The 24,023-nt window shown below is 72.5% G+C and carries 20 protein-coding genes; 11 read left to right on the top strand and 9 right to left on the bottom strand.

Annotated elements, in window-relative coordinates; translation table 11 throughout:
- Nucleotides 1–19 precede the first annotated feature (19 nt).
- From NRK68_RS05275 to NRK68_RS05250, 6 genes are all read left to right on the top strand, one after another.
- Nucleotides 20–985, top strand: a complete 966-nt coding sequence (locus NRK68_RS05275) for an ABC transporter permease (protein ID WP_183069043.1) — start codon at nt 20–22, stop codon at nt 983–985.
- Entirely contained in the window at nt 978–1,844 is an 867-nt protein-coding gene (locus NRK68_RS05270) for an ABC transporter permease (protein WP_257855183.1), read from the top strand. The genes NRK68_RS05275 and NRK68_RS05270 overlap by 8 nt, the downstream gene beginning before the upstream one ends.
- Entirely contained in the window at nt 1,841–2,947 is a 1,107-nt protein-coding gene (locus NRK68_RS05265) for an ABC transporter ATP-binding protein (protein ID WP_373023471.1), read from the top strand. The genes NRK68_RS05270 and NRK68_RS05265 overlap by 4 nt, the downstream gene beginning before the upstream one ends.
- Nucleotides 2,940–3,599 (top strand): ABC transporter ATP-binding protein, encoded by a 660-nt coding sequence (locus NRK68_RS05260; RefSeq protein ID WP_183069045.1) that lies wholly within the window; start codon nt 2,940–2,942, stop codon nt 3,597–3,599. Before NRK68_RS05265 ends, NRK68_RS05260 begins: the two co-directional genes overlap by 8 nt.
- Before the next feature lie 98 nt (nt 3,600–3,697).
- Nucleotides 3,698–3,892, top strand: a complete 195-nt coding sequence (locus NRK68_RS05255) for a hypothetical protein (protein ID WP_183069046.1) — start codon at nt 3,698–3,700, stop codon at nt 3,890–3,892.
- Nucleotides 3,893–4,022: 130 nt separating this feature from the next.
- A complete protein-coding gene (locus NRK68_RS05250) occupies nt 4,023–5,588 on the top strand; it encodes a hypothetical protein (RefSeq protein WP_257855181.1) in 1,566 nt (521 codons plus the stop codon).
- Between the two features lie 35 nt (nt 5,589–5,623).
- Here NRK68_RS05250 and NRK68_RS05245 read toward each other — a convergent pair whose 3' ends face one another.
- Both NRK68_RS05245 and NRK68_RS05240 read right to left on the bottom strand, forming a co-directional pair.
- Nucleotides 5,624–9,445, bottom strand: a complete 3,822-nt coding sequence (locus NRK68_RS05245; RefSeq protein ID WP_373023470.1) for an nSTAND1 domain-containing NTPase — start codon at nt 9,443–9,445, stop codon at nt 5,624–5,626.
- 155 nt (nt 9,446–9,600) lie between these two features.
- The gene (locus NRK68_RS05240; RefSeq protein WP_183069049.1) at nt 9,601–9,963 is read right to left on the bottom strand and encodes a hypothetical protein; all 363 of its coding nucleotides are present in this window, start codon (nt 9,961–9,963) and stop codon (nt 9,601–9,603) included.
- Nucleotides 9,964–10,297: 334 nt separating this feature from the next.
- On the opposite strand from NRK68_RS05240, the gene NRK68_RS05235 reads away from it, so the two are divergent.
- Nucleotides 10,298–11,341 (top strand): right-handed parallel beta-helix repeat-containing protein, encoded by a 1,044-nt coding sequence (locus NRK68_RS05235; RefSeq protein WP_257857775.1) that lies wholly within the window; start codon nt 10,298–10,300, stop codon nt 11,339–11,341.
- A gap of 35 nt (nt 11,342–11,376) precedes the next feature.
- Nucleotides 11,377–12,471 carry a methyltransferase gene (locus NRK68_RS05230; RefSeq protein ID WP_183069050.1) on the top strand — a complete coding sequence of 365 codons (1,095 nt, stop codon included), beginning with the start codon at nt 11,377–11,379 and terminating at the stop codon, nt 12,469–12,471.
- Nucleotides 12,472–12,574: 103 nt separating this feature from the next.
- Here NRK68_RS05230 and NRK68_RS05225 read toward each other — a convergent pair whose 3' ends face one another.
- Nucleotides 12,575–12,832, bottom strand: coding sequence for an acyl carrier protein (locus NRK68_RS05225; RefSeq protein ID WP_183069051.1), 258 nt, complete (start codon nt 12,830–12,832; stop codon nt 12,575–12,577).
- A gap of 12 nt (nt 12,833–12,844) precedes the next feature.
- On the bottom strand, nt 12,845–14,035 hold the full coding sequence (locus tag NRK68_RS05220; protein ID WP_183069052.1) for a SchA/CurD-like domain-containing protein: 1,191 nt from the start codon (nt 14,033–14,035) through the stop codon (nt 12,845–12,847).
- A 146-nt stretch (nt 14,036–14,181) separates the two neighbouring features.
- Here NRK68_RS05220 and NRK68_RS05215 point away from each other — a divergent pair, with 146 nt between their 5' ends.
- Nucleotides 14,182–15,834, top strand: a complete 1,653-nt coding sequence (locus NRK68_RS05215; RefSeq protein ID WP_183069053.1) for an FAD-dependent oxidoreductase — start codon at nt 14,182–14,184, stop codon at nt 15,832–15,834.
- A 199-nt stretch (nt 15,835–16,033) separates the two neighbouring features.
- On the opposite strand, the gene NRK68_RS05210 is transcribed toward NRK68_RS05215, so the two are convergent.
- The 3 genes from NRK68_RS05210 to NRK68_RS05200 all read right to left on the bottom strand — a co-directional run bounded on the left by NRK68_RS05210 (nt 16,034) and on the right by NRK68_RS05200 (nt 19,633).
- Nucleotides 16,034–16,525 (bottom strand): hypothetical protein, encoded by a 492-nt coding sequence (locus tag NRK68_RS05210; RefSeq protein ID WP_257855179.1) that lies wholly within the window; start codon nt 16,523–16,525, stop codon nt 16,034–16,036.
- A gap of 213 nt (nt 16,526–16,738) precedes the next feature.
- Nucleotides 16,739–17,404: a TetR/AcrR family transcriptional regulator gene (locus NRK68_RS05205; protein ID WP_183069054.1), complete on the bottom strand. Its 666-nt coding sequence runs from the start codon at nt 17,402–17,404 to the stop codon at nt 16,739–16,741.
- A 165-nt stretch (nt 17,405–17,569) separates the two neighbouring features.
- On the bottom strand, nt 17,570–19,633 hold the full coding sequence (locus tag NRK68_RS05200) for a galactose-binding domain-containing protein (RefSeq protein WP_183069055.1): 2,064 nt from the start codon (nt 19,631–19,633) through the stop codon (nt 17,570–17,572).
- A 255-nt stretch (nt 19,634–19,888) separates the two neighbouring features.
- On the opposite strand from NRK68_RS05200, the gene NRK68_RS05195 reads away from it, so the two are divergent.
- Nucleotides 19,889–20,173: a hypothetical protein gene (locus NRK68_RS05195; protein ID WP_183069056.1), complete on the top strand. Its 285-nt coding sequence runs from the start codon at nt 19,889–19,891 to the stop codon at nt 20,171–20,173.
- 75 nt (nt 20,174–20,248) lie between these two features.
- On the opposite strand, the gene NRK68_RS05190 is transcribed toward NRK68_RS05195, so the two are convergent.
- Complete coding sequence (locus tag NRK68_RS05190; RefSeq protein ID WP_257855175.1) at nt 20,249–21,457, bottom strand: serine hydrolase domain-containing protein; 1,209 nt, start codon at nt 21,455–21,457, stop codon at nt 20,249–20,251.
- A gap of 149 nt (nt 21,458–21,606) precedes the next feature.
- A complete protein-coding gene (locus NRK68_RS05185; protein WP_257855173.1) occupies nt 21,607–23,235 on the bottom strand; it encodes an AMP-binding protein in 1,629 nt (542 codons plus the stop codon).
- A 99-nt stretch (nt 23,236–23,334) separates the two neighbouring features.
- On the opposite strand from NRK68_RS05185, the gene NRK68_RS05180 reads away from it, so the two are divergent.
- The gene (locus NRK68_RS05180) at nt 23,335–23,691 is read left to right on the top strand and encodes a zinc ribbon domain-containing protein YjdM (protein ID WP_257855170.1); all 357 of its coding nucleotides are present in this window, start codon (nt 23,335–23,337) and stop codon (nt 23,689–23,691) included.
- Nucleotides 23,692–24,023 lie beyond the last annotated feature (332 nt).

The raw sequence follows: 24,023 nt of genomic DNA, 5'->3' as shown, positions 1-24,023 counted from the left end.
CCGCCTCCCCTGGAGGCCGATGGCGCGCATGGCGGGGCGGCGGACCCTGTCCGCCGCCCCCGTCCTGCTCGCCGTCACCTTCGGCGTCTTCGCCCTCGCCGCACTGTCCCCCTTCGACCCCGTCAAGGCCTACGCCGGCACCGCCGGACTCACCGCCTCGCAGGCCGAACTCGACCAGTTGCGGATCAACCTCGGCGTCGACCGGCCCCTGGCCGTCCGCTGGTGGGACTGGCTGACCTCGGCGCTCACCGGCGACCTCGGGACCTCCGCCGTCATGCGCCAGCCCGTCGCCGACGTCATCGCGGAGCGGGTGGGCTGGTCGGCGCTGCTCGCGGCCTGCGCCTTCACCCTGGCCGTCCTCGCGGGCACCGCGCTCGGGGTGCTCGCCGCACGCCGGGCGGGCGGCCCGCTGGACCGCGCCGTGTCCGCACTCGCCTACACCCTGGAGGCGGCCCCGGCCTTCTGGCTGGCCCTGCTCGCCATCTGGTTCTTCTCGGTCCGGCTCGGAGCGCTGCCCTCGGGCGGCCTCACCGACGCGGGCAGCGACACCGTCACCCCCGGGCAGGTCGCCTCCCACGTGGTGCTCCCCGCACTGGTCCTGGGCGTCACCCAACTGCCCTGGTTCTTCCTCTACGTCCGCCAGGGCGTGGCCGACGCACTGGCGGAGGACCCCGTACGCGGGGCCCGCGCACGCGGTCTGGCCGAGCGCAGGGTCCTGCTCGGGCACGCTTTGCGCTCCGGCATGCTGCCGATGCTGACGCTCGTAGGCTCCCGGGTACCCGAACTGATCACCGGCGCCCTCCTGGTGGAGACGGTCTTCAGCTGGCCCGGCGTCGCCGCGGCGACCGTACAGGCGGCCACCTCCGTCGACTTCCCGCTCCTGGCCGCCCTGACGGTGCTGGCCACCGCCGCCGTACTCGCCGGGAACCTCCTCTCCGACCTGCTGTACGGGCTGGCCGACCCGAGGGTGGGCTTCGATGGCTGAGCAGGTCTGGCGCCCGCAGGGGCGTACCCGGCGCTCCACCCGCACCCTGCGGGTCCGCGCCTGCGTAGCCGTCATGGCCGTGATCGCGGCGGCCGTCCTGCTCGTGCCCCCGCTGGCGCACCTGGACCAGCAGGCGGTCGACCTGGCGGCGAAACTGCAACCCCCCTCGTGGGACCACCCCTTCGGCACCGACGACCTCGGACGCGACCTGCTGCTGCGCTGCGTCTACGGACTGCGCGTCTCCCTCTTCGTCGGACTGGTGGCCGCACTCGTCGCCACCGTGATCGGCACCGCGGTAGGCGCGGCCGCGGGCGCGCTCGGCGGCTGGACCGACCGGGTGGCGATGCGCGCGGTGGACACCCTCTCCTCCGTCCCGCACCTGCTCCTGGGCATCTTCGTCGTGGCGGTGTTCCGCCCGGGCGTCTGGCCCGTCGTGGCCTCCGTCGCGGTCACCCACTGGCTCTCGACGGCCCGGATCGTCCGCGCGGAGGTCATGTCCCTTCGCGCCCGGGCCTACGTGGACGCCGCCGTCTCCGGCGGAGCCTCGCGGTGGCGGGTCGCCGTACGGCACCTGGTGCCCGGCGTCCTCCCGCAGGCGGGCCTCGCCGCCGTGCTGATGATCCCGCACGCGATGTGGCACGAGTCCGCCCTCTCCTTCCTCGGCCTCGGACTGCCGGCCCACCAGGCGAGCCTGGGCAACCTCGTGCAGACCGCGCGCGGTTCACTGCTCGCCGGCGCTTGGTGGCCCACCCTCTTCCCCGGCCTCCTCCTGATCCTCCCGACCCTGGCCATCGCCGGTCTCGCGGGCACCTGGCGCGACCGCCTCAACCCGCGCCGCCGCTCGGAGCTGACCCTGTGACCCCCTCGCCCCCCGCCACCCGCGCCGGAGCCGGCACACCCCGCCCCGGCGAGACCGGACCCGTCCTGCACGTCGAGGACCTCTCCGTCCGCTTCCGCATGCCCGCGGGCCGGTACGTGGAGGCCGTCACCGGCGCCACCTTCGCCCTCGGCCCCGGCGAGAGCCTCGCCCTCGTCGGGGAGAGCGGCTGCGGGAAGTCCGTACTGGCATCCGCCCTTCTCGGCCTGCTCCCCGGCAACGCCGAGACCGCCGGATCGGCCCGGCTCGCCGACGGCCTCGACCTGCTGGCCGCCGACGAGCGCACCCTCGCCCGGACCGTACGCGGCCGACGCGTCGGCCTGGTCCCGCAGAGTCCGGCCGCGCACCTCACCCCGGTCCGCACCGTCGGCGCCCAGCTGGAGGAGACCGTGCGCGAACTGGCCGGCACCGCATACGCCGGCCACACCACGGAGGCCCCGGAGGCGGGCACCGGCCCGGCCGCCGGGGGACGGGGCCCGTCCTCCGGCGCGTCCGACCGCCCTGCCCGCCGCGGCCGCCGGCACCGGCTCGCCGCCCTGCGCGCGGCCGCCCGGGCGGCGGCCGGGCGCGCCGCCTTCCCCGCCTCCCACCTCGACCGCCACCCCCACGAGCTCTCCGGCGGCCTCGCCCAGCGCGCGGCCACCGCCCTCGCCCTCGTGGGCGACGCCCCGCTGCTCCTGGCCGACGAACCGACCACCGGCCTCGACCGCGACCTCGTCGAGCGCACCGTCGACGAACTCCGCGCCCACACCCGCGCCGACGGCCGGGCGCTGCTGGTGATCACGCACGACCTGGCCGCGGCCGAGCGGATCGCCGACACCGTCGCCGTCATGTACGCGGGACGGATCGTCGAGATCGCCCCGGCCGGAGCCTTCTTCGGCAGCCCCGGACCCCGCCACCCCTACGCACGGGGCCTCCTCGACGCCCTCCCCGAACGTGCCTTCACCCCCGTCCCCGGGGCCCCGCCCGAGCTCGGCGCGCTCCCGCCGGGCTGCGCCTTCGCCGCCCGCTGCGCCGCCGCCGACCCGCTCTGCCGTACCCGGCGGCCCATGCTCACCGAAGGGGTGGCCTGCCACCATGCTTGAGCTCGACGACATCACCGCCGGCTACGACCGCCGCGCCCCCGCGGTCCGCGGCGCCCACCTGAGCCTGCGCCCGGGGGAGTCCCTCGGCCTGCTCGGGCCGAGCGGCTGCGGCAAGTCCACCCTGGCCCGCGTCGCCGCGCTGCTGCACCGGCCGGACCGGGGGACCGTCACCCTCGACGGCCACACCGTCACCGGCTTCTTCCACCGGGCCCCCCGCTCCCTGCGCACCGCGGTCGGCGTGGTCTTCCAGCAGCCGCGTCCGGCCGCCGACCCCCGCCTCAGGCTGCGCGACCTCGTCGCGGAACCCCTCCGGGCGACCGGCCGGCGTACGGAAGCGGGCCCGCGCGTCGCCGAGTTGGCGGAGCGGGTGGGACTCGGCGCGGACCTGCTGTCCCGCCGCCCCCACGAGGTCAGCGACGGCCAGCTGCAACGTGCCTGTCTGGCCAGGGCCTTGGTGCTGCGGCCGCGCTGGCTGGTCTGCGACGAGATGACCGCGATGCTGGACGCCTCCACCACGGCCGCGCTGGTCGCGGTCGTCGAGGACTACCGCGCCGAGACGGGGGCCGGACTGCTCGCGGTGGGCCACGACCCGGTGCTCCTCGACCGCTGGTGCGGACGCACGGTCCACTGGAACGAGATCGTCAAGCACTGACCGCCCGTCACGGACGGTCAACACCCGTACGGCGGACACGTCGTTCGCCCGGAAGCACCCCGCTCTGCGCGACCATGACGGTGACTCAGGAGGTCTCGATGGTGCTTTCCCTCTCCGTGGTCGTCCTGCTCCTCATCCTCGCCTGGATCTTCCTGCGCAGCGGCGGGCTGAAGTTCTCGCACGCCCTCGTCTGCGTCCTGCTCGGCTTCTACCTCGCCAGCAGCAGCATGGCCGCGACCATCCACAACGGCCTGACGGCCACCGCGAACGTGGTCTCCAGCCTCAACCCCTGACCGACTGTTGCGCCTTCGTGAATCATCCGGCGCGTGCATGGACTCCTCGGGCACCGCGATCTAGCGTCTGGCGGCGGCGCGATGTCAGACGCAATGTCAACAGACCTGTTGCGACACGGAGGAAGTCCGGATGTTCCGAAGAGCGCTGAACTGCGCCGTCCTGCCCGTCGTGGCCGTTTTCACGGTGCTCCACGGCGGCTCCCCGGCCCAGGCCGAGGAGATACCCAAGGCACCGGGCCACCGGCTGATCACCCACTACGAAGGCGGCCCCGCCACCGCCGCGCCACTGCCGGGCGAGGCCCCGCCGCAGCACCCGTACCTCGCACCCAACGGCCGCAGCGGCATGCACTCCGACGCGGCCGGCAGCGCCACCTCCCCCTGGGCGGGGCCGCTCGGCAGGAACCTGCAGGTGACCAGCGAGAGGATCGCGGCGCTCGGCGGCGAGTGCGCCACCGCAACCTTCGACTCGGGCGGCCGCCTCGTCACGGTGTGCGGCACCTTCTCGGGCTTCACGGTCAAGCTCCTGGAGCCCCGTACGCTCGCCACGCTCGCCGAGTACCGGCTCCCGCAGCGCCCCTCCACCGTCGAGGCGATCACCTCGCTCGACTTCGCGAAGATCTTCAAGGACACCTCCGGCGGCGCCTACTTCTACCTGGACAACCAGGACCGCGCCGTCCTCGCCGACTCCCGCCAGCACATCCTGCGCCTCGCCCACTCCCAGAACCCCGACGGCACCTGGAAGTTCACCGTCGACGACGACTGGGACCTCACCGGCCACGTCCCGCACGACTGTGTGACCTGGACCAACCTGCGGCCCAGCGGCACCTGCGACCCCGTCACCTCCGTGATGCCGGACTGGGAGGGCCGCATCTGGTGGGTGACCCGCCAGGGCCGGGTCGGCACGGTGGACCCGCAGACCGCGCAGATCCGCTCCCTGCGGCTGGACGGCGAGGAGATCCAGAACTCCTTCTCCGTGGCCGAGGACGGTGTCTCCATCGTCTCCGACCACGCGCTGTACAGCTTCCGGGCCGCCGCCGACGGCACCCCCCATGTGCAGTGGCGCCAGACCTACGACCGCGGCACCGGCACCAAGCCCGGTTCCGTCAACCAGGGATCGGGCACCACACCGGACCTCTTCGGCGACGGCTACGTCGCCATCACCGACAACGCCGACGACCGGATGAACGTCCTCGTCCACCGGCGGGGCACGGACGTCGCCGAGGACCGGCGGCTGGTCTGCAAGGTGCCCGTCTTCGGCTCCGGCGCCTCGACCACCGACAACTCCCTGATCACCTGGGGCAACAGCATCATCGTCGAGAACAACTACGGCTACGAGAACCCCACCAGCCTGCTGCTGGGCAAGTCCGTCGTGGGCGGGGTGACCCGCATCGACGTCCGCCCCGACGGCAGCGGCTGCGACACGGTGTGGGAGAGCGCCGTGCGCGCACCATCCGTGGTCCCCAAGCTCTCCACCGCGAACGGGCTGATCTACTTCTACGAGAAGGAGCCCAACGCCTGGGGGATCGACGGCTGGTACCTCACCGCCGTGGACTTCCGCACCGGTGAGCGGCGCTGGCGGCAGCTGACCGGCACCGGCCCGCTCTACGACAACAACTGGGCTCCCATCACGCTCGGCCCCGACGGCACCGCGTACGTCGGCGTCGTCAACGGCATCGTGGCGGTCCGTGACCGCTGACCCCCGCCCTCGGACCCGGACGCCGGGCCGGCCCCTCATCGGGCCGTCCCGGCGTTCCGGGACGACGGGCCGGCCTGGCCGGCCCGCAGCCGGTCGATCGCCTCCAGCCGCGCTCCCACGTCGAGGTCCCACAGCCGTACGGTGCCGTCCGTGCTGCTGCTCGCCACCGTCCCCCCGTCCGGGGCGAAGGCGACGCCCCACACGGCGTTCGTGTGTCCCGAGAGCGCCGCCAGCGTGCGCCGGCCGACCACGTCCCACAGCCGCACCGTGCGGTCGTTGCCGCTGCTGGCGAGCGTGCGGCCGTCGGGGGAGAAGGCGATGCCCCGAGCCGACCCGGTGTGACCGGACAGGGCCGACTCGAAGCGGTGGCGGCGCGCGTCCCACAGCCGTACGGTCCCGTCGTTGCCGCTGCTGGCGAGCGTACGGCCGTCGGGGGAGAAGGCCACGCCCCGCACCGCACCCGTATGACCGGTGAGCGTGGCCAGCGGGCGGCCGCCGGGCACGTCCCAGAGGCGGACCGTCAGATCGTCACCGGCGCTGGCCAGGGTGTGCCCGTCGGGGCTGAACGCCACGTCGTTGGCGAAGTCCGTGTGCCCGCGGAGCGTGGCGACCGGGCGGCGCGAGGGGACGTCCCACAGCCGGACCGTGCCGTCCGATCCGGCCGAGGCGAGCGTCCGCCCGTCCGGCGAGAAGTCCACCGAGAACACGGTCCCGTCCTGGCCGGCCAGCGTGGCCGACGGGCCGCCCGCCGCGACGTCCCACAACTGGATCGTGCCGTCGGATCCGGCCGAGGCCAGCGTCCGCCCGTCCGGCGAGAAGCCGACCGCGAACACCGTCTCGGTGTGCCCCTCGAAGGTGGCCACGACCCTGCGCCCGGCCACGTCCCACAGCCGCACCGCGTGATCGGCCTCCGCCGTGGCCAGCAGCTTCCCGTCCGGGCTGTACGCGGCGTGCCAGACCTCCGTGAACGGCCGCGAGGCCAGCACCGCGCCCCGCAGGTCCCAGAGCACCACCGACTGGTCGAAGCCCGCGGTGGCCAGCATCGCGCCCCGGCTGTCCACGGCCACCCCGAGCACGTAGTCGGTGTGCCCGGCGAGCGTCGCCGTCAGCCGGCCACCGGCCACGTCCCACAGCCGGGTCGTACCGTCGCCGCCCGCGCTGACCACCGTCGTCCCGTCCGGCGTGAAGGCGACGCCGTTGATGTCGTCACTGTGCCCGGTGAGGGTGGCCGTCGTCCGGCGCCCCGCCACGTCCCACAGCCGTACGGTCCGGTCGACGCCCCCCGTGGCGACCGTACGGCCGTCCGGGGCGAACGCCGCGCCGAGCACCTCGTCCGTGTGCCCGGACAGCACGGCGAGTTCGGCGGCCCCCGCCGGGTCCCACAGCCGCACGGACCGGTCGACGCCGGCCGAGACCAGCGTCCGGCCGTCCGCGGCGAAGGACAGGGCGTTGACCTGCCCGGTGTGCCCGGCCAGGGACGCGACGGCGCGATGCTCCCCAGTGGTCTCCCACAACCGGATCGTCCCGTCCGGGCAGCCGGTGGCCACGGTCCGCCCGTCCGGCGCGAAGGCGACGGCACGCGAGCCCGTCGTACTCGCCGGGAGCGCCGCGCCCGGACGGCCGCCGGTGGTGTCCCAGAGCCGCGCCGGCCCGTCCGTGGAGGCCGCGGCGAGCGTGCGGCCGTCGGGGCTCACGGCGACCGAGCGGACCCGTCCGGCCAGGGCGAAGGTCGCGGTCGTGCGCCGGTCGGACACCCGCCGCAGGGTCACCGTCCCGTCGGAACTGCCCGTCGCGAGCATCCCGTTGTCCGGGCCGAAGGCCACCGTGTTGACCGGTCCGCCGTGTCCGCCCAGCCGGGCGACGAACGGCTGTGACTGGGTGCTGAGCAGGGCCCCGCGCGCCTCGCTGGTCCGCGCCGTCCGGTACGCGTCGCCGGCGAGCAGCATCGACGCCTCCGGCTGCCCCGCGGCCAGGGCCGCCGACTGCAGGGCGAGCGCCCGGGAACGGGCGATCCGTTCCTGGCCGAGCGCGCCCGAACGCTGCTGGTACGCCAGCCCGCCGGCGCCCACGGCGAGGACCAGCAGGACCACGAGCGTGGCCAGCATCCGCTGGCGCAGCCGTGCCTGGCGGGCGGCCTGCCGCTCGCGGCCGGCCTGGGCCGCCCGGCTCTCGCGGAGGAAGGCCGCCTCCCCGGGGGCGAGCCGGCTGCTGCCGTCGAGTTCGTCCGCCCAGGCGCGGGCGGTGTCCAGCCGGGTCCCGCGGTAGAGCGCCGACGGATCACGGCCCTCGCGCTCCCACTCGGCCGCGGCGTGGGCCAGTTGCTGGTGGATCAGGAGCCCCGCCCGGTCGGCGCCGATCCAGCCGCGCAGCCGGGGCCAGGCGTGCAGCAGGGCCTCGTGGGTGATCTCCACGGTGTCGCTGTCCATGGTGATCAGGCGGGCCCGGACGAAGCTGTCGAGCGCGGCCGACGCCGGGCCCGCGTCGGCCAGTTGCTCCATGAGGGCCGTCCGGGCCATCCGGCGCCGGGTGGCGCCCGTACCGTCGGCGACGTGCACCAGCCGTACCAGGATGCGCCGGAGCGTGTTCTGCTCGGCGGGATAGAGGCGGGCGAAGACCTCCTCGGCGGTCCGGGCGACGGCCCCCTGGATGCCGCCGGTGCGCTCGTATCCGGCGACGGTCAGCGTGGCGCCCTCGCGCTGGCGCCAGGTGGCCATCAGCGCGTGGGAGACCAGGGGCAGCGCGCCGGAGGGCGTCGCCCCGCCGGGCGGATCGTCGCGCAGGCCGACGTCGCGCAGCAGCAGCGGTACCAGACCCGGTTCGAGGCCGAGACCCGCGAGCCGGGCCGGGCGGGTGATGGACTCCAGCAGTTCCTCGGGCGACATCGGCGGCAGGACGAACAGGCCGCCGGTGAAGACGGGGGCGAGCTCGGGGAGGTCCAGGCAGTTCCCGGAGAAGTCGGCCCGCACGCCGAGCACCACGACGGCCGGGTCGTGCGGGACGTGCGGCGGTCCCGGGACGGCCAGGGCGCACAGCACCCGTACGAAGGCGCGCCGCTCGTCCTCGTCGGCGCACAGGGTGAACAGCTCCTCGAACTGGTCGACGAGCAGTACGGGACGCAGGGGCGGCGGCAGGTCCGGCGCGGCCGCCGGGCGGGGGACCGACAGCCGGTGGACCGCGTCGAGCAGGACGTGCGGACGTTCCCGCAGCTCGGCCGGTGTGATGCCGAGATCGCCGCCCAGCACCTTCGCGGTGCGGCCGAGCAGTTCCTCCAGCGGGTGCGCGGTGGGCGTGAGCCCGACCACCGGCCAGCTGTCGGCGCCCGGCATCGGGAGGCCGCCGCTCCGCAGGGCCGGTACGAGGCCGGCGTTGAGCAGGGAGGACTTGCCGGCGCCCGACGGGGCGACGAGCATCAGGGGCCCGCTGCCGATCCGCTCGAAGACCCGTTCGGCGAGCTCGGCGGTGGCCCTCTCCCGGCCGAAGAACCACCGGGCGTCCCGCTCGGTGAAGGCGGGCAGGCCGCGATAGGGGCACTCGGCCTCCGTCCGCGGCCCGGCCACGGTGCCCGGATCGCCGGCGGCCACGCCCTCGGACGACTCCGCCTCCCTGGCCATCCGCAGCAGTTCACCCCCTGCCCGCAGCACGTCGTCGCAGCGGCGCGCCACATCGGCGGTGACGCGCTTCGAGCCGGTCTCGATCTTGCTCAGATAGCCCTTGCTGTAGTGCGTCTCGCGCGCGAGGTCCGCGAGGGACAGGCCGCGTTGCAACCGCAGACGTCTCAGCTGGGCAGGGAAGGGTTGTGCGGCGTCGTCGGACTCCCGCAGCTGGTCGGTCTTCCGCCGGCGGTCCGGATCCCCCACGACATCCCCCATGGCAGTGCGCCCAGGCAGTGAGACGGCACTGCCCAGGCTACCGCGAGGGGGAACCGGAAGCGGAGATCTTCCGGCCGGTATGACGAGAACACGAGCTTCCGGAGCCGAAGTCGACGGCTCCGGAAGCCCTCCTCGTGGGGGTCCTACCGGTTGAGGCGGATGGAGTTGATCGGCGTGAGGTCGGCGTACACGCCGGTCTTGGCGGCGATGGGGCTGCCGCAGCCCGCGCCGTTGGAGCCGGTGCACAGGTTTGCGGTCGCACCGCCGTACTGGTTGTTCAGCACCCAGTGCCTGCCGAACTGGTTGGTGAGGTTGTGGGCCCCGTACCGGTAGAAGACGTGAGTCGGCCTGACGGCCGGGTTCTCGTTCTGGGGGTAGATGCAGACGGCCCCGTCCGGGCAGCCGGCCCAGGTGTCGACCGGCTTGGCCTCCACCGAGCCGCTGAGCGCGACCACGGCGACGACGGAGGTGGCGAGGGCGGCGGCGCCGCGGAACAGCTTGCGCATGGTTTCCCCTTGCGGTTCGTGCCTCGTGCTGACGGCTCCAGGCTGGCGCCGCCGGCACGGCGGGGTCGACGGGTTGCCCGTTGCCCGTCCCGGGGGCGACCGGGAAACCCGCCCGGGCCTGTGCCGTTGCCGGCCGGTGGGCAACAGCGGGTGGCGCGGTGGGCGGCGCTGCGGCTCCGGTATGACGATCCACTCTCCAGACGTCGAAATGCGGCCGTTTGCCCACGGCATGCCTCGATACCCTGACCCAATGTGGCGATATGTCCAAATCGCCCATAACTTCTCCAGGGTGACGAACCGACAACTGAAGTCCCTCACGTGCATCGCCGTCGTCATGGCCGCCGGTTTCGGCGTGTTCGCGCCACCCGCGTCCGCGGCCGGACACCGAGTGCACCCGGGCGACTCGATCCAGGACGCGGTGGACTCCGCGCGGCCGGGCGACATCATCACCGTGATGCCCGGCACCTACTACGAGAACGTGCTGATCACGAAGAGGCTGACGCTGCGCGGCTGGGGGGAGCGGACGGTCATCAGGCCGCCGGCCGCGAAGACCCTGCCGGCCAAGCCGAAGACGTCCGGACGGGCCGCCCTCGCCTGCTCACAGGCCGATACCGGCATCTGCGTCATGGGTACCGAGGAGCAGCCCGTCGACGGGGTCGAGATCCGCGCGCTGACCGTCTCGGGCTTCAAGCGGAACGGTATCTGGGCCTCGTACACCGACCGGCTGAGCGTCGAACGCGTGATCTCCGAGAACAACAGCACCTGGGGCATCGCCCAGGAGCGCTCCACCCGCGGGTTCTTCCGCGACAACATCGCCCGCGACAACGCCGAGTCGGGCATCTTCATCGCCAACACCGTCGCGCGCGAGGGCGGCGCCACCGACACCCAGGGCGCCGTGATCCGCGGCAACCGGCTGACCGGCAACCGGATCGGCGTCACGGTCAGGCGGGTGCGGAACCTCACCGTCAGCGGCAACAGCGTCACCGGCAACTGCGGCGGCGTGTTCGTCGTGGGCGACGAGGGCGAGCCCGGCGCCGGCGACCTGACCATCCGCGGCAACCGCATCCACGAGAACAACAAGTTCTGCAAGGGCAACAGCCGCCTCCCCGACATCCAGGGCGTCGGCATCGTCCTCACCGGCGCCGAAGAGACGATCGTGCGTTCGAACTCCATTCGCGGCAACGTCGGATCTTCCCCCCTGTCGGGCGGCATCCTGCTGTTCAAGAGCTTCGTGGGCGCGACGAACACCGACAACGTCATCGAGGGCAACGTGGTGAGGGACAACCAGCCGGCCGACCTGGCCAACCAGGGCGCCGGGTCGGGCAACCGCTTCCTCAACAACCGGTGCGACACCTCCGTGCCCGCCGGCATGTGCTGACCGGTGTCCCCCCTCATCAGGAGAATCGAGGCCGTATGACCACGGTGAGTTCCACCCCTGCCGCCACCCCAGCCCCCGTTCCCGTCCCGGCCCCGAACGCGGGCCCCCCGCACACGCCCCCGCCGGCCATGCGCCTGCGGGAGCTCGCCTTCGGCGCGGCCGTCGCCGCCGCCGTACGGGCCGCCGCCCGCCTGGGGGTCGCCGACGCCCTCGGTGAGTCCCCCGCCACCCCCGCCGAGCTGGCGGCCGCCGTGCACGCGGAGCCGAAGCCCCTGCAACGCCTGCTCCGGGCCCTGTCCTGCTACGGGATCTTCGCCGAGACCGAGGACGGGAGCTTCGTCCACACGGAGATGTCGCGACTGCTGCGCGAGGACGACCCGCACAGCCTGCGTGACATCTGCCTGTGGTGCACGGAACCCTGGACCTGGCAGGCGTGGCCGCGGCTCGACGACGCCGTGCGCACCGGCGACGGCGCGAACATCTTCCACGAGCTGTTCGGCAAGGGGTTCTTCACATACCTGCACGAGGACGCCCACGAGTCGGCGCAGGTCTTCAACCGCGCCATGACCACCTCCAGTGTCCAGTCGGCGCTGGACGTCGCGGACCTCCTCGACCTCACCGGAGTCTCGGTGGTCGCGGACATCGGCGGTGGCCAGGGGCACGTGCTGGCAAGCCTGCTGGAGAAGCACCCGACCGTGCGCGGCCACCTGCTCGACCTGCCCGGCGTGGTCGCCAAGGCCGATCCCCGGCTGCGCGACGGCGGTCCCCTCGCCGACCGGACCGGCATCGTCCCCGGCGACTGCCGCGAGGCCGTCCCGGTCCAGGCCGACCTCTACATCATCAAGAACATCCTCGAATGGGACGACGAGAGCACCCGCCGGTGCCTGCGCAACGTCCTCGCCGCCGCCCGCCCCGGAGCCAGGGTCGTCGTCATCGAGAACCTCGTCGACGACACCCCGTCGATGCGGTTCACGACGGCCATGGACCTGATGCTCCTGCTCAACGTCGGCGGTGCGAAGCACACCAAGGAAAGCCTGCGCACCCGGCTGACGGACGCCGGACTGGTGCTCGGCGACATCCGTCCCGTCAACGCGTACCTGCACGCCTTCGAGTGCACCGTGCCCGGGTGACCCTCCCGCCCGGCACGCGCCACGACGCCCCGGGACCGGCGGTGGGCCGGTTCCGGGGCGTCGTCATGCGTGCCGGGCTGCGGCGCCCGTCCGCCCGGACGCCTCAGGTTCCGGCGGTCAGGGCCTCGTTGACGAGGTCGAGGAACTCGCGCGGCGACTTGCACTGGTCCGCCCCGGCGGGGAGGGGCCGGCCGTGCCGGTTCTCCAGTTCGCCGACGATGCCGAGCAGTCCCAGGGAGTCGAGCCCCCATTCGTCGAACCGCGCGTCGGGCCGGTTCGCCATCACGGCGGGGTCGACGGCGATGCCCGCACCCTTCTTCATCAGCGCGGCCAGTTCTTCCACGGTCAGTCGGTCGGTCATGGCGGGCTTCTCCTAGGCTCGGGCCGGCGAACGCCGGTCGGTGATCAGGCGCATCTCGGAACGCTCCAGGAAGCGCGAGATCTCCTGGTGGGTGGTGGGGACGCCGTCCTTGGCGCTGTCGAGCAGCCGCGCGAGCACCGCCGCCTTGTGGCCGCCCTCGACGCCGAGCGTCAGAGCCGGCCGGGCGTCGTGCGGCCCGCGCAGGTCGAGGAGACGCACGACGACGTCGTCGCGCTGGAAGACGGTGCTCGCCTCGATCGGGCTCGACGCGTCGTCCACGGCCGCCTCGTCCTGTGCGGCGAGCAGCCGGGCGAGCTCCGTGCCGCAGCCCTTCTTGGCGGGATAGAACAGCGCGTGCCGTTCGAGTTCCGCGCCCTCACCGCCGCCGGCCGCCACATGGTGCACCGCGGGCAGCGCCGCACGGGTGAAGAAGGTCCGGGCCGAACCGGGGTCGCTGAGATCGCGGTCCTGCTCCAGGTACGGGTTGATGGCCTCCTCCAGTGCCCTGACCTCGGGCTGCAGGGCCACGTGGCGCAGCGCCGCGAGCAGGTCGCCCTCGACCTCCACGGCCCGTACGACCCGGTTGCCGTGCATGAAGAGCGAGGTGCGGCGCAGCCGGGTGTGCTCGTCCACCTGCGCCTGCGGGGACGCGTACCCGCTCAGCAGCTCCGCCACGACGGCCTCGCTGCCCGGCTTGACCGTGAAGGTCAGCGCGTGGCGGACCACACCGTCACCGCGCCGCGGGGCGACCTGGAGTCGGCCCCTGGACCGGTCCGGGCCGTCCGCGGAAGCGGGGGCGAAGGCGGAGCCGACGGGCGGGCCGGAGGAGAAGGCCGCGGCGGCGGCGCCGGGACCGTGGTCCCGGCCGGTCTCCCGCAGCACGCTGAACCGCAGCGAGCGGGTGTCCCGTACGCAGCCGTGCAGGGGCTGGACCGACGCGACGTGCTCCTCGCTGTTGACCCAGGCCAGGAACCGCGGCGCGCTCTCCCACTCGCTGGTGATCAGCCACTGAGACGGATTCTCGATCGACTGGCACAGCTCGTCCCGGATGTGCCCGGGGACGGAGGAGACCTGTTTGTGGAGGTCCTCGTAGACCTCCAGGAACTGGTTCTGCGCACCGTCGTACAGATCCAGCAGCAGCACGACCCGAAGTCTCGAGTCGTCGAAGGCGGACTGGGATATCCGTTCCGACAAGGTTGTCATCGTTCACACTCCTTCGAGACCACACGGTCGCCACGGGCGGCGCCACCCGAACCGATCGTGGTCCGATAGCGCCGTCGGCGCGAGAGGAGAGAACCAAGCGGGTGAACGGGCGAGGGAACCCCCCTCGTACAGGGCATGGAAGACCCATGAAGGAAAACGTCGACCACCGCGTCCCGGTCCTCATCGTGGGCGGCTCGCTGGTGGGCCTGTGCACCTCGCTGTTCCTCGGCCGTCATGGCATCACGCACATGCTGGTCGAGAAGCACGCGGGAACCTCGCTGCACCCGCGTGGACGCGGTATCAACGTACGGACGATGGAGCTGTTCCGGGTCGCCCGGGTCGAGGACCGGATCCGTGAGGCCGCCTCGGTCCTGGCGGACAACCACGGCATCCTGCAGGGCGGCTCGCTGACCGGCGACGACCAGGAGTGGCTGTTCGAACAGATCGACCCGGGTGGCGCGCTGGCGCGGTTCAGCCCTTCGACCTGGTGCCTGTGCAGCCAGAACGACATCGAGCCGGTCCTGATGTCCGTGACCCCGACGCTCGGGGCGGACCTGCGGTTCTCCACCGAACTGCTCTCCTTCGAACAGGACGAGAGCGGGGTGACCGCGCTGGTGAAGAACCGGGAGACCGGGGAGCACAGCACGGTGCGCGCGGACTACCTGGTCGCCGCCGACGGGCCGCGCAGCCCCGTGCGCGAACAGCTCCGGATCGGCCAGAGCGGCCCCGGCGACCTGTTCCACAACGTGAGCATCACCTTCCGGTCCCGCGCCCTCGCGGACGTGATCGGCGACAAGCGCTTCATCGTCTGCTACCTGACCAAGCCCGACGCCGACGGCGCCCTGCTGCCCGTCGACAACCGCGAGCGGTGGGTCTTCCACGCGCCGTGGCACCCCGACCGGGGCGAGACGCTGGAGGACTTCACCGACGAACGCTGCGTGGAGCACATCCGGCGGGCCGTCGGCGCGCCCGATCTGGACGTCGAGATCACCGGGAAGGCGCCGTGGCACGCCGCCGAGCGCGTCGCCCAGCGGTACGCGGCCGGCCGGGTCTTCCTCGCCGGGGACTCCGCCCACGAGATGTCGCCCACCGGGGCGTTCGGCTCCAACACCGGCATCCAGGACGCGCACAACCTCGCCTGGAAGATCGCCGCCGTGCTGGGCGGCGCCGCGGGCCCGGGGCTGCTGGAGACCTACGAGGCCGAGCGGCTCCCGGTGGCGCGGGCGACGAGCGAGCGGGCCTCGGCCCGTTCCGCCGAGCACAGCCACCCGGGGTACGAGCCGGACCCCGATTCCGCCGCCGGGACACCGGCGCGCGGCCCCCAGAGCGGCGTCCTCTCCGTGGCCATGGGGTACGGGTACGGCCAGGGCGCGGTCGTGGGAGCCGACCCGGAACTGCCGGTCGTGCCCGAACGGATGCGGCTGTGCGGGGACCCGGGCACGCGCGCCCCGCACCTGTGGCTCCGTGACCCGGCGGCGGGGGAGCGGAAGTCCACCGTCGACCTCTACGAACGGTCCTTCGTCCTGCTCAGCTCTGAGGGCACCCCGTGGAGCGGAGCGGCCGGCCCGGTCGCCAAGCGGATGAACGTACGCCTGGACGCCTACGCGATCGGCACCGGCCCGGAGGCCGACCTGATCCCGGAGGACGGCGGCGACTGGGCCGAGGCACACGGCACCACCGAGGCCGGAGCGGTCCTCGTCCGCCCGGACGGCTTCGTGGCCTGGCGCTCGGCGGGGGCCGTGGCGGACCCGGAATCGGTCCTCTACAAGGTCCTCACGACCGTGCTGCACCGCCACTGACACCCGGCCCGAAGGCGCCCGTCCGGCGCCTTCGGGCCGGATCGGCCGGATCGGCCGGATCGGCCGGATCGGCCGGATCGGCCGGATCGGCCGGATCGGCCGGATCGGCCGGATCGGCCGGATCGGCCGGATCGGCCGGATCGGCCGGATCGGCCGGATCGGCCGGATCGGCCGGAACAGCCGGAACAGCCGGACCGGTTCACGGGATCACCGTCGAACCGAGCTCACCGGGCTTCTTCGGTATCCAGGGCGCCACAGCGGTGGCCTCGGCGGGGTCCGGCTCCCTCATGTGCACCCCCCAGCCGTCCCTGGCGTTCGCCGAGGCGGGCAGGACGTAGATCTGTTTGATCTGACCGGTGTCGTGCAGGTAGAGCACGACGGTCTGGCGGTACGAGCCCTCGTCGTAGAACTCGGCGGTGACCTTCCCGCCCGCGCCCTTCCGGAAGGCGGCGATCCAGTTCTCGGCGGTCTTCTGCGCATCGGCCCGCTCCTCCTCGTCGGCGGTCAGGGCCGCCAGCACGCCGGCCTTCCCGTCGGCGATCCGCCACACCACCTGCTGGGTGATCTCCAACGTGCCGGTGGAGGGGTACCCGACCACGGCGAGCGGCGGGTGGCTGCTGTAGTCCCCGGCGTACTCCAACTCGGCGGCGTCGTACTCCGGCGAGCAGCCGGTCAGCACCCCGAGGACCACAGCGGCGGCGAAAACGCACCGGGGTCCTCTCCCACGACGTCGTGCCGCGGGGAATCGCGCAGTCATACTTCCTCGGTCCTTATGCGAGCGCCCGGTGTTCGGGGCAGGAGGGGAGCAACGTAGCGCCCCGACCGGGCAGGACCCTCGCGCGTCTCATGACGGTTTCCGGATGCCGGACAACCGCACCCCTCGGCGGGGCGGGCGGGAAGCTCCTCAGACGGACAGCGGCGGACCGGCGTACTCCTGTGCGGGGGGCCGGTCCCCGTCCCGCTCGGGGGTGTCTGCTGCGGTGTGGGTGAGCCCCGCGACATGGTCGGTGATCATGTCGAGGATGGCCGCCGATACCGCGGCGTCGCCGAGCACGAGGTGGTTGAGGGTGAGCCCGTCCGTCATGGCGGCCAGGTAGCGGGCCAGTACGGGCACCGGCACGCGCAGTTCGAAGGGCATGAGCAGGCGGAGCTGCTCGATGAGCTCGGTGTAGGTGTCGGAGTACAGCTCGTACTGGCGTCGCGCGAGGTGCTCGAACCCGGGCCGGCGCAGGGCGTACTGCGTGAGCTCGTAGGTGAGCATGTGTTCGCCCGGGTTGGCGGCCACGTGGTCCCAGTACGCCTGGAAACCGGCCCGGATGGTCTCCCGGAGGGTGGCCCTGGGCCGGATGGCCTCCCTCGCCACGGTGATGCCGTGCTCGGTGATCGCCACGATGACCGACTCCAGCAGGGCCTGCTTGGAGTCGAAGCAGTAGTGGAAGACGCTCAGGGACACGCCCGCCTCGGCGCAGATCGAGCGCGTCGTCGCCCGGCCGACACCGTCGCGGGCCATCACGCGGATCGCCGCCTCGGTCAGCTGCCGGCGTCGCTCGGCCGACGGCATCCGTGCCATGGGCGTTCGGTCCCTTCGTTCCGTGCGGTTCGTTCCGTGCAGTTCGTTCCGTGCGTGTGCTGCGACGCGCTGTCGGGCAAAGGCGGCAGAGGCGGCAAAGGCTGCGGCCGGGGCCGGCCGGATCGGCGGATCCGGCCTGCCCCGGCCGCGGTCACGCGAGCGGCGTCAGCTGCTGTAGACGCCGACCTCGTGGAGCGAGTAGCCCCACTTGGTGCCGCGCTGCACCCCGTGGACGCGTACGTAACGGGCGGTGGTGCCGGTGAACAGGGCCGTGTCCAGGCCGCCGTCACCGGTGGTGGTGGACCATGCGGACTGCCAGTTCGTGCCGTCGCCCGACAGCTCGATGCGGTAGGCCTGCCCGTGCGCCCGCTCCCAGTCGAGGGTGACGCGCTTGACCAGGTTCGCGGCGCCGAGGTCGATCTGGATCCACTGGTCGTCGCTCCAGTCGCTCGCCCAGCGCGTGCCCGTGTTCCCGTCGACGGCCCGGGACGGGGCGTAGCTGGTGAACGGGTTCCACTCCGACGAGCTGGCCGTGGCCGGTGCGCCCGCGGCGAGGTTCACCCCGGCCTTGTGCTTCTCGGACGAACCCCAGGTGGTGAGGTAGGACTCGGCCCCGCGGAAGAGGTCGTCGACCACGTCCTGGCCGCCGACGATCCGGAGGTCCTCGATCCAGTCCGGGACCAGGCCGTAGTGCGAGGCACCGTCGGTGTTGAGGTCCCAGGTGCGCTGTCCGGTGGTCTGCTTGTCGATCACGGAGCCGCCGTCGACGCTGCGGAACGGGTAGCGCACCGGGTTCGGGGTGTCGGCGCCGCGCGGGGCCGGCCAGCCGCCGACGCCGTTCATGTCGGTGCCGTAGCCGTAACCGACGTTGTACTTGTCGCGCAGGGCGTTCTTGGCCTTGGCCTCGGCGCTGAAGCCCTCGGCTCCGCCCATGTACTGGGCGACGAACCCGCCGAGCTTGTAGAGCCGCTCGGTCCAGTTGTCGTCCATCCAGCTGTGCGAGGAGATGATGCCCGGGTAGGACTCGGACTCCAGGATGTCGAAGGCCCGGCCGGCGGCCTTGACGCTCATGTGGTCGATCTCCAGCATCATCTTGCGTTTCATCATGCCGCGCACCGCGTACTCACCGAGGTCCGTCAGACCGCGGGTGTTGCACTGCGCGTCCGCCGCGTACGAGGGCACGGACACGCCCGCCGGGAGCTCCTTCTGCGCCGCGGGAGCGGCCGCGAGCCCGATGGGGTTGTCGTGCTGCGGGCCGGTGCACTTCTCCGTCTTCCAGAAGGTGCCGGTCGACAGGAACTGGCCGACGTTGATCGCGGTGCCGAGCGCACCCTGGTCGAAGCGGACACCGCACAGGGCGTTGTCGAACTTGTGGCAGAGGAACATGCTGCGCACGCCCAGCCGGTGCAGTTCGTCGAGGCCCCGGTCGATGTCCTCCTTGCTGCACTGCGCGAAGTCCAGGATCTGCTTGCAGCCGAACGGCTCGGAGGTCTCGACTCCGAGGACGACCGCCAGCTTGCCCTGCTTGATGACCTCTCGGGCCTGGGCGGAGTCGGTGACGATACGGAACCAGCCCTTTCCGGGGCCGCCGTACATCCTGTCGATGAAGGCCTGCATGTCGTACGTCTTCTGCGCCTCGAGCCGGATGGCGGTCATCTCGTCGCAGGTGCGGTCCTTGAAGAAGTAGACCGAGCAGATCACGCCGTTGGTGACGAGGTCGTTGACGAGGACGCGCTGGCCGCCGCGCCAGGCCCGTTCGACCCAGGCGTAGTAGTTCTGCTGGTGGGTGAGCGAGTCATGGGCGGGCCAGTCCTTGAAGGTGGGCCAGCCGTTGGGGTCGTGCTTGCCGTCGCCGCCCTTGGTGATGAAGTCGAAGATCGCCAGGGTGCCGTCGGGGTAGTGCTCGGGGCAGTCCTTGAGCGCGTCGGCCACGCCCATGTCGGAGAAGGGCTTGCCGCAGATGAGACGCCCGCCGAAGCCCTCGTTGGACATCAGGTGGTCGTGGGCGTCGACGAAACCGCGGACCCTGCCCTGGGAGTCGGTGCCCTTGAAGGGCTCACCGGTGATGTTGATGTCGGAGTCGGGTGCGGGCCGCGCCACCGGATTCCACCAACCGGGGTCGGCGGCGGAGCTCGGCACGGGGCCGAGCACCATCGCGACGACGGCGAGGAGCAATGACAGGACCGCGAGGGGACTGCGCCTGTGGTGCGTGTGTCGGGAAGGGGTCATCACTCACGTCTTCGGTCAGCGGATGCCGCGATGGAGGGGTCGGATCCGTTCGGGGACGCGACGGCCACAGGGGTGCTGACTTGTCATGAACCCGCAAACGGTGCACCGAGAATCGCCACTGGCGCCGACGGAGTCAAGAGTCCGGGACGGATGACCTGATGATTCGTCAGGCCGCCTTTTTGCGGGAGCGGTATGCGTCGGACGGCCCGGCGTGGCCGGACGGCGGGAGGCGCCGGGACGGCCTACCGTCGGGGTATGAGCGCGATGGCCGTGGTGTACGAGGTGAAGGACCCGGTGACGGCACACGCCGGCGGGACCGCGGGAGGCGGCGCCGAGGTGACCGTCGTACGGGTGCACGCGGCGCCCGTGGCACCCGGCAGGCCCGGTGTCCCCGGCCCGCGGACGTTCTGCGGCAGGGACACCTTCGCGATGCGGGCCGCCCCGCGGCAGCCCGCGGGGCAGCCCGGCCCGGCGTGGTACGACGCCGAGTACGCGGACCGGGTCTGCCCCGCCTGCGACGACGCGGTGGGCACCGGCTGAGGGACCGGAGTGGCAGCGGCCGTGGGGCCGGGGTGCACCGGCTGAAGGACCGGGGCGGCACCGGCCGCGCTGGCGTCAGCGCGCGTTGTGCTCGGGCAGGTCACTCTCGGCCGGGGTGAAGCCGAAGCCGCGGGCACCCTTCTTCTCGGTCTGCTTGCCGCAGAACGCCGCTTCGAGGGTGCCGCCGAGCGCCGTGTTGGCCGCACCCCGGTTCGAGGTGTTCGCCATCGCGGAGAGACTGCGCCGGCCGTCGCGCGTGGAGAAGGCATAGGTGTAGAAGCCCTGCACGGTGCCCGTGTGCCCGTAGACCGACGTGCCGCAGGAGAGGTCGTAGCGGCGCAGGCCCAGGCCGTAGAAGCGGGTGTTCGTGGTGTCCGTCGGGGTGGCGGTCACCATGGCGTCCAGCAGCTTCGGGGACAGCAGCCGGCCCCCGAGCAGTGCCGAGGTGAAGGTGTTCAGATCGGCGGGGCTGGAGATCACCGCTCCGGCGGACTGGGCCCACGACACCGTCTGCTCGGTGGAATCGACCAGCGGTGCGCCGGCCTCGTCGGGGTGGAGGTAGCCGCGGGCGTGCAGTCCCTTGATCCTGGTGTCGGGGTGCACGTACGTGGTGTCGCGCAGGCCCAGCGGCTTGAAGATGCGCCGCTCGTACTCCTTGCCCACCCGGTTGCCGGTGACCTTCTCGATCAGCATGCCGACGACGACGAAGTTGGTGTTCGAGTACTTGTACGCTACGCCCGGCTCGGTCGTCCTGGGCTCGCGCAGTGAGAGGTCGAGCAGTTCCTGGTAGCTGAACACCCGGTTGCGCACGGCCTCGAAGCCGGGGACGGTCTGCTCGAACATGGCGTCGGTGTAGTCCGCGAGACCGCTGCGGTGGGTCAGCAGGTGGCGCACGGTGATCCGGTCGTCGGGCAGCAGGCCGGGCAGGTGGCGGTTGACGGGGCTGTCCAGGTCGATCTTCTTCTCACCGACCAGCTGGAGCAGGACCACGGAGGAGAAGGTCTTGCTGACACTGCCGACCCGGAAGCGGGCCTTCGGGTCCATGGCGGCGCCCGTGGTCCTGTCGCGCACGCCGACGGCGCGCGTGCTGACCCCGTCGGGGCCGCTGAAGCGGGCCATGGCACCGGGCGCTCCGGCGGCCGTGGTGTTGCGCAGCGCCTGGGTCAGCGCTTCGAGGTCGGGGGTGGTTCCGGCGGCCCGGGCGGTGGTCGCCGGGGCGACCGCGGCGGTCACGGCGAGCAGGGCGGCGGTCAGGGCGAGGCGTCGGTTCAGGGGCAGCGGCACGGTGCTGGGTTCCTCTGGTCGGTGGTCAGTCGGCAGGGAGCGACGGGACGCCGCGGCCGGCCGGCCGGTCGGTCGACCGGCGCGACCGCGACGCACCCAGAAAGATCATCGGGCAGGAGGCGCGACGGCGTGAGCCGCAACGCGCCGTTCTACGAGGGTAGTTCCAGCAGACGCAGGGCTTCCTGGCGCATTTCCACCTTGCGGACCTTCCCGGTGACGGTCATGGGGAACTCCTCCACGACGTGCACGTAGCGCGGGATCTTGAAGTGGGCCAGCCGGCCCGCGCAGTAGGCGCGGACCGTGTCCGGGGTCAGCGGCTCGGCGCCGTCGCGCATCCGCACCCAGGCCATCAGCTCCTCCCCGTACTTGGCGTCGGGCACCCCGATGACCTGGACGTCGAGGACGTCCGGATGTGTGTGGAGGAACTCCTCGATCTCGCGCGGGTAGAGGTTCTCCCCGCCGCGGATCACCATGTCCTTGATCCGGCCGGTGATGCTCAGGTACCCGTCCTCGTCCATGACGGCCAGGTCGCCCGTGTGCATCCAGCGGGCGGCGTCGACGGCCTCCGCGGTGCGCTCCGGTTCCTCCCAGTAGCCGAGCATCACCGAGTAGCCACGGGTGCACAGTTCGCCCGGTTCGCCGCGGGGCACCGTCCGCCCCGTCCCCGGGTCCACCACCTTGACCTCCAGATGGGGCCCGACGCGGCCGACGGTGGACACCCGGCGCTCGACGGAGTCGTCGGCGCGGGTCTGCGTCGACACCGGTGAGGTCTCCGTCATCCCGTAGCAGATGGACACCTCGGTCATGCCCATCCGCTCGATGACCTCCCGCATGACCTCGACCGGGCAGGGCGAGCCCGCCATGATCCCCGTGCGGAGGCTGGACAGGTCGTACGCGTCGAAGCCGGGCTCGGCCAGCTCGGCGATGAACATCGTGGGGACGCCGTAGAGGGAGGTGCACCTCTCCGACTCCACTGCGGCCAGGGTGGCCGCCGGGTCGAACGACGGCGCGGGGATCACCATGGCCGCGCCGTGGCTGGTGCAGGCGAGATTGCCCATGACCATGCCGAAGCAGTGGTAGAAGGGCACCGGGATGCAGACCCGGTCCTGCTCGGTGTAGTGGCACAGCTCGCCGACGAAGAAACCGTTGTTGAGGATGTTGTGGTGCGAGAGGGTCGCGCCCTTGGGGAATCCGGTGGTCCCGGATGTGTACTGGATGTTGACGGCGTCGTCCGGACTGAGCGCCGCCTGCGCGCGGGCCAGGTCGGCCGGGTCGCCCTCGCGGCCGCGCTCCAGCAGGGAGTTCCACAGGGGGCCCTCGAGCAGGGCCACGAACTCCAGGTCCGGACATCGCGGGCGCACCTCCTCGATCATGGCGGCGTAGTCGGAGCTCTTGAAGCGGTCCGCCGCGGCCAGCAGCCGGATGCCGGACTGCCGCAGTACGTACTCCAGTTCGTGGGAGCGGTAGGCGGGGTTCACGGTGACGAGGACCGCCCCGATCTTCGCCGTGGCGTACTGCACGAGCGTCCACTCCGCGCGGTTGGGGGCCCAGATCCCGACGCGGTCGCCCTTCGCGATGCCCAGGGCCAGCAGGCCGAGGGCGAGCGCGTCGACATCGGCGGCCAGCTCCGCGTACGTCCACCTGCGGCCGGCGGCCAGGTCGACGAGGGCGTCACGGTCGGGGAACCTGTGCACCGTGCGGTCGAGGTTCTCGCCGATGGTGTCACCGAGCAGTGGCACGCCGCCGACCCCGGACGCGTAACTCGATGCGGCAGACACATGGACCTCCTGGAGGGGCGGACTGGCGGACGTGCGGGCTCACGGGCATGCGGGCGCGGGGGCGATCTGGGGCGATGGCGCCTGAAATATACTGGTGGGGTGACTGAGAACCCCTTGCCAGCCTGCCCCGAGTGCGCGGGTGCCTACGCCTACGAGATGGGCTCGCTGCTGATCTGCCCCGAGTGCGGGCACGAGTGGCCGCTCGCCGCCGCCGGACCGGACGAGGCCCCCGAGGAGCGGGTGATCAAGGACGCCGTGGGCAACATCCTGGCCGACGGTGACACCGTGACGGTGGTCAAGGGACTGAAGGTCAAGGGCAGCCCGACGGGGATCAAGGCGGGCACCAAGGTGCGCAACATCCGCCTCGTCGACGGTGTGGACGGCCACGACATCGACTGCAGGATCGAGGGCTTCGGGCAGATGCAGCTCAAGTCCAGTGTGGTCCGCAAGGTCTGACGGGACAACGGAAGGCGCCTGCCGGGCAGAGCCGGGCAGGCGCCTTCGTCGTACGCGTGGGGAACGGTGCCGGGCCTCCCCGGGGGACGGTCAGGGCGTGGAGTCCGCGCGCAGGGGCGCGGCCGCCGTGGTGGTGATCGTCGCCGTGGCGGTGAAGACGTCCTCGCCGTTCTGCCGGGCCACGACGCGCACCGGGTGCCGGCTTCTTCGCCGCCTCCCTGCTCGGCGGCTGGCTCCTCTACCGCTTCGTGGAGATGCCCGCCATGCGCCGCTTCGGCCGCGCCAGGCCCCGTACGCACTCCGCATCCGCGCCGGCCCCGGCTCCCGCCGGG

Source organism: Streptomyces yangpuensis (assembly GCF_024666385.1).
GTDB lineage: Bacteria > Actinomycetota > Actinomycetes > Streptomycetales > Streptomycetaceae > Streptomyces > Streptomyces yangpuensis.
Note: the sequence above shows the minus strand (reverse complement) of the source record. Positions and strands in the feature narration are given on the sequence as shown.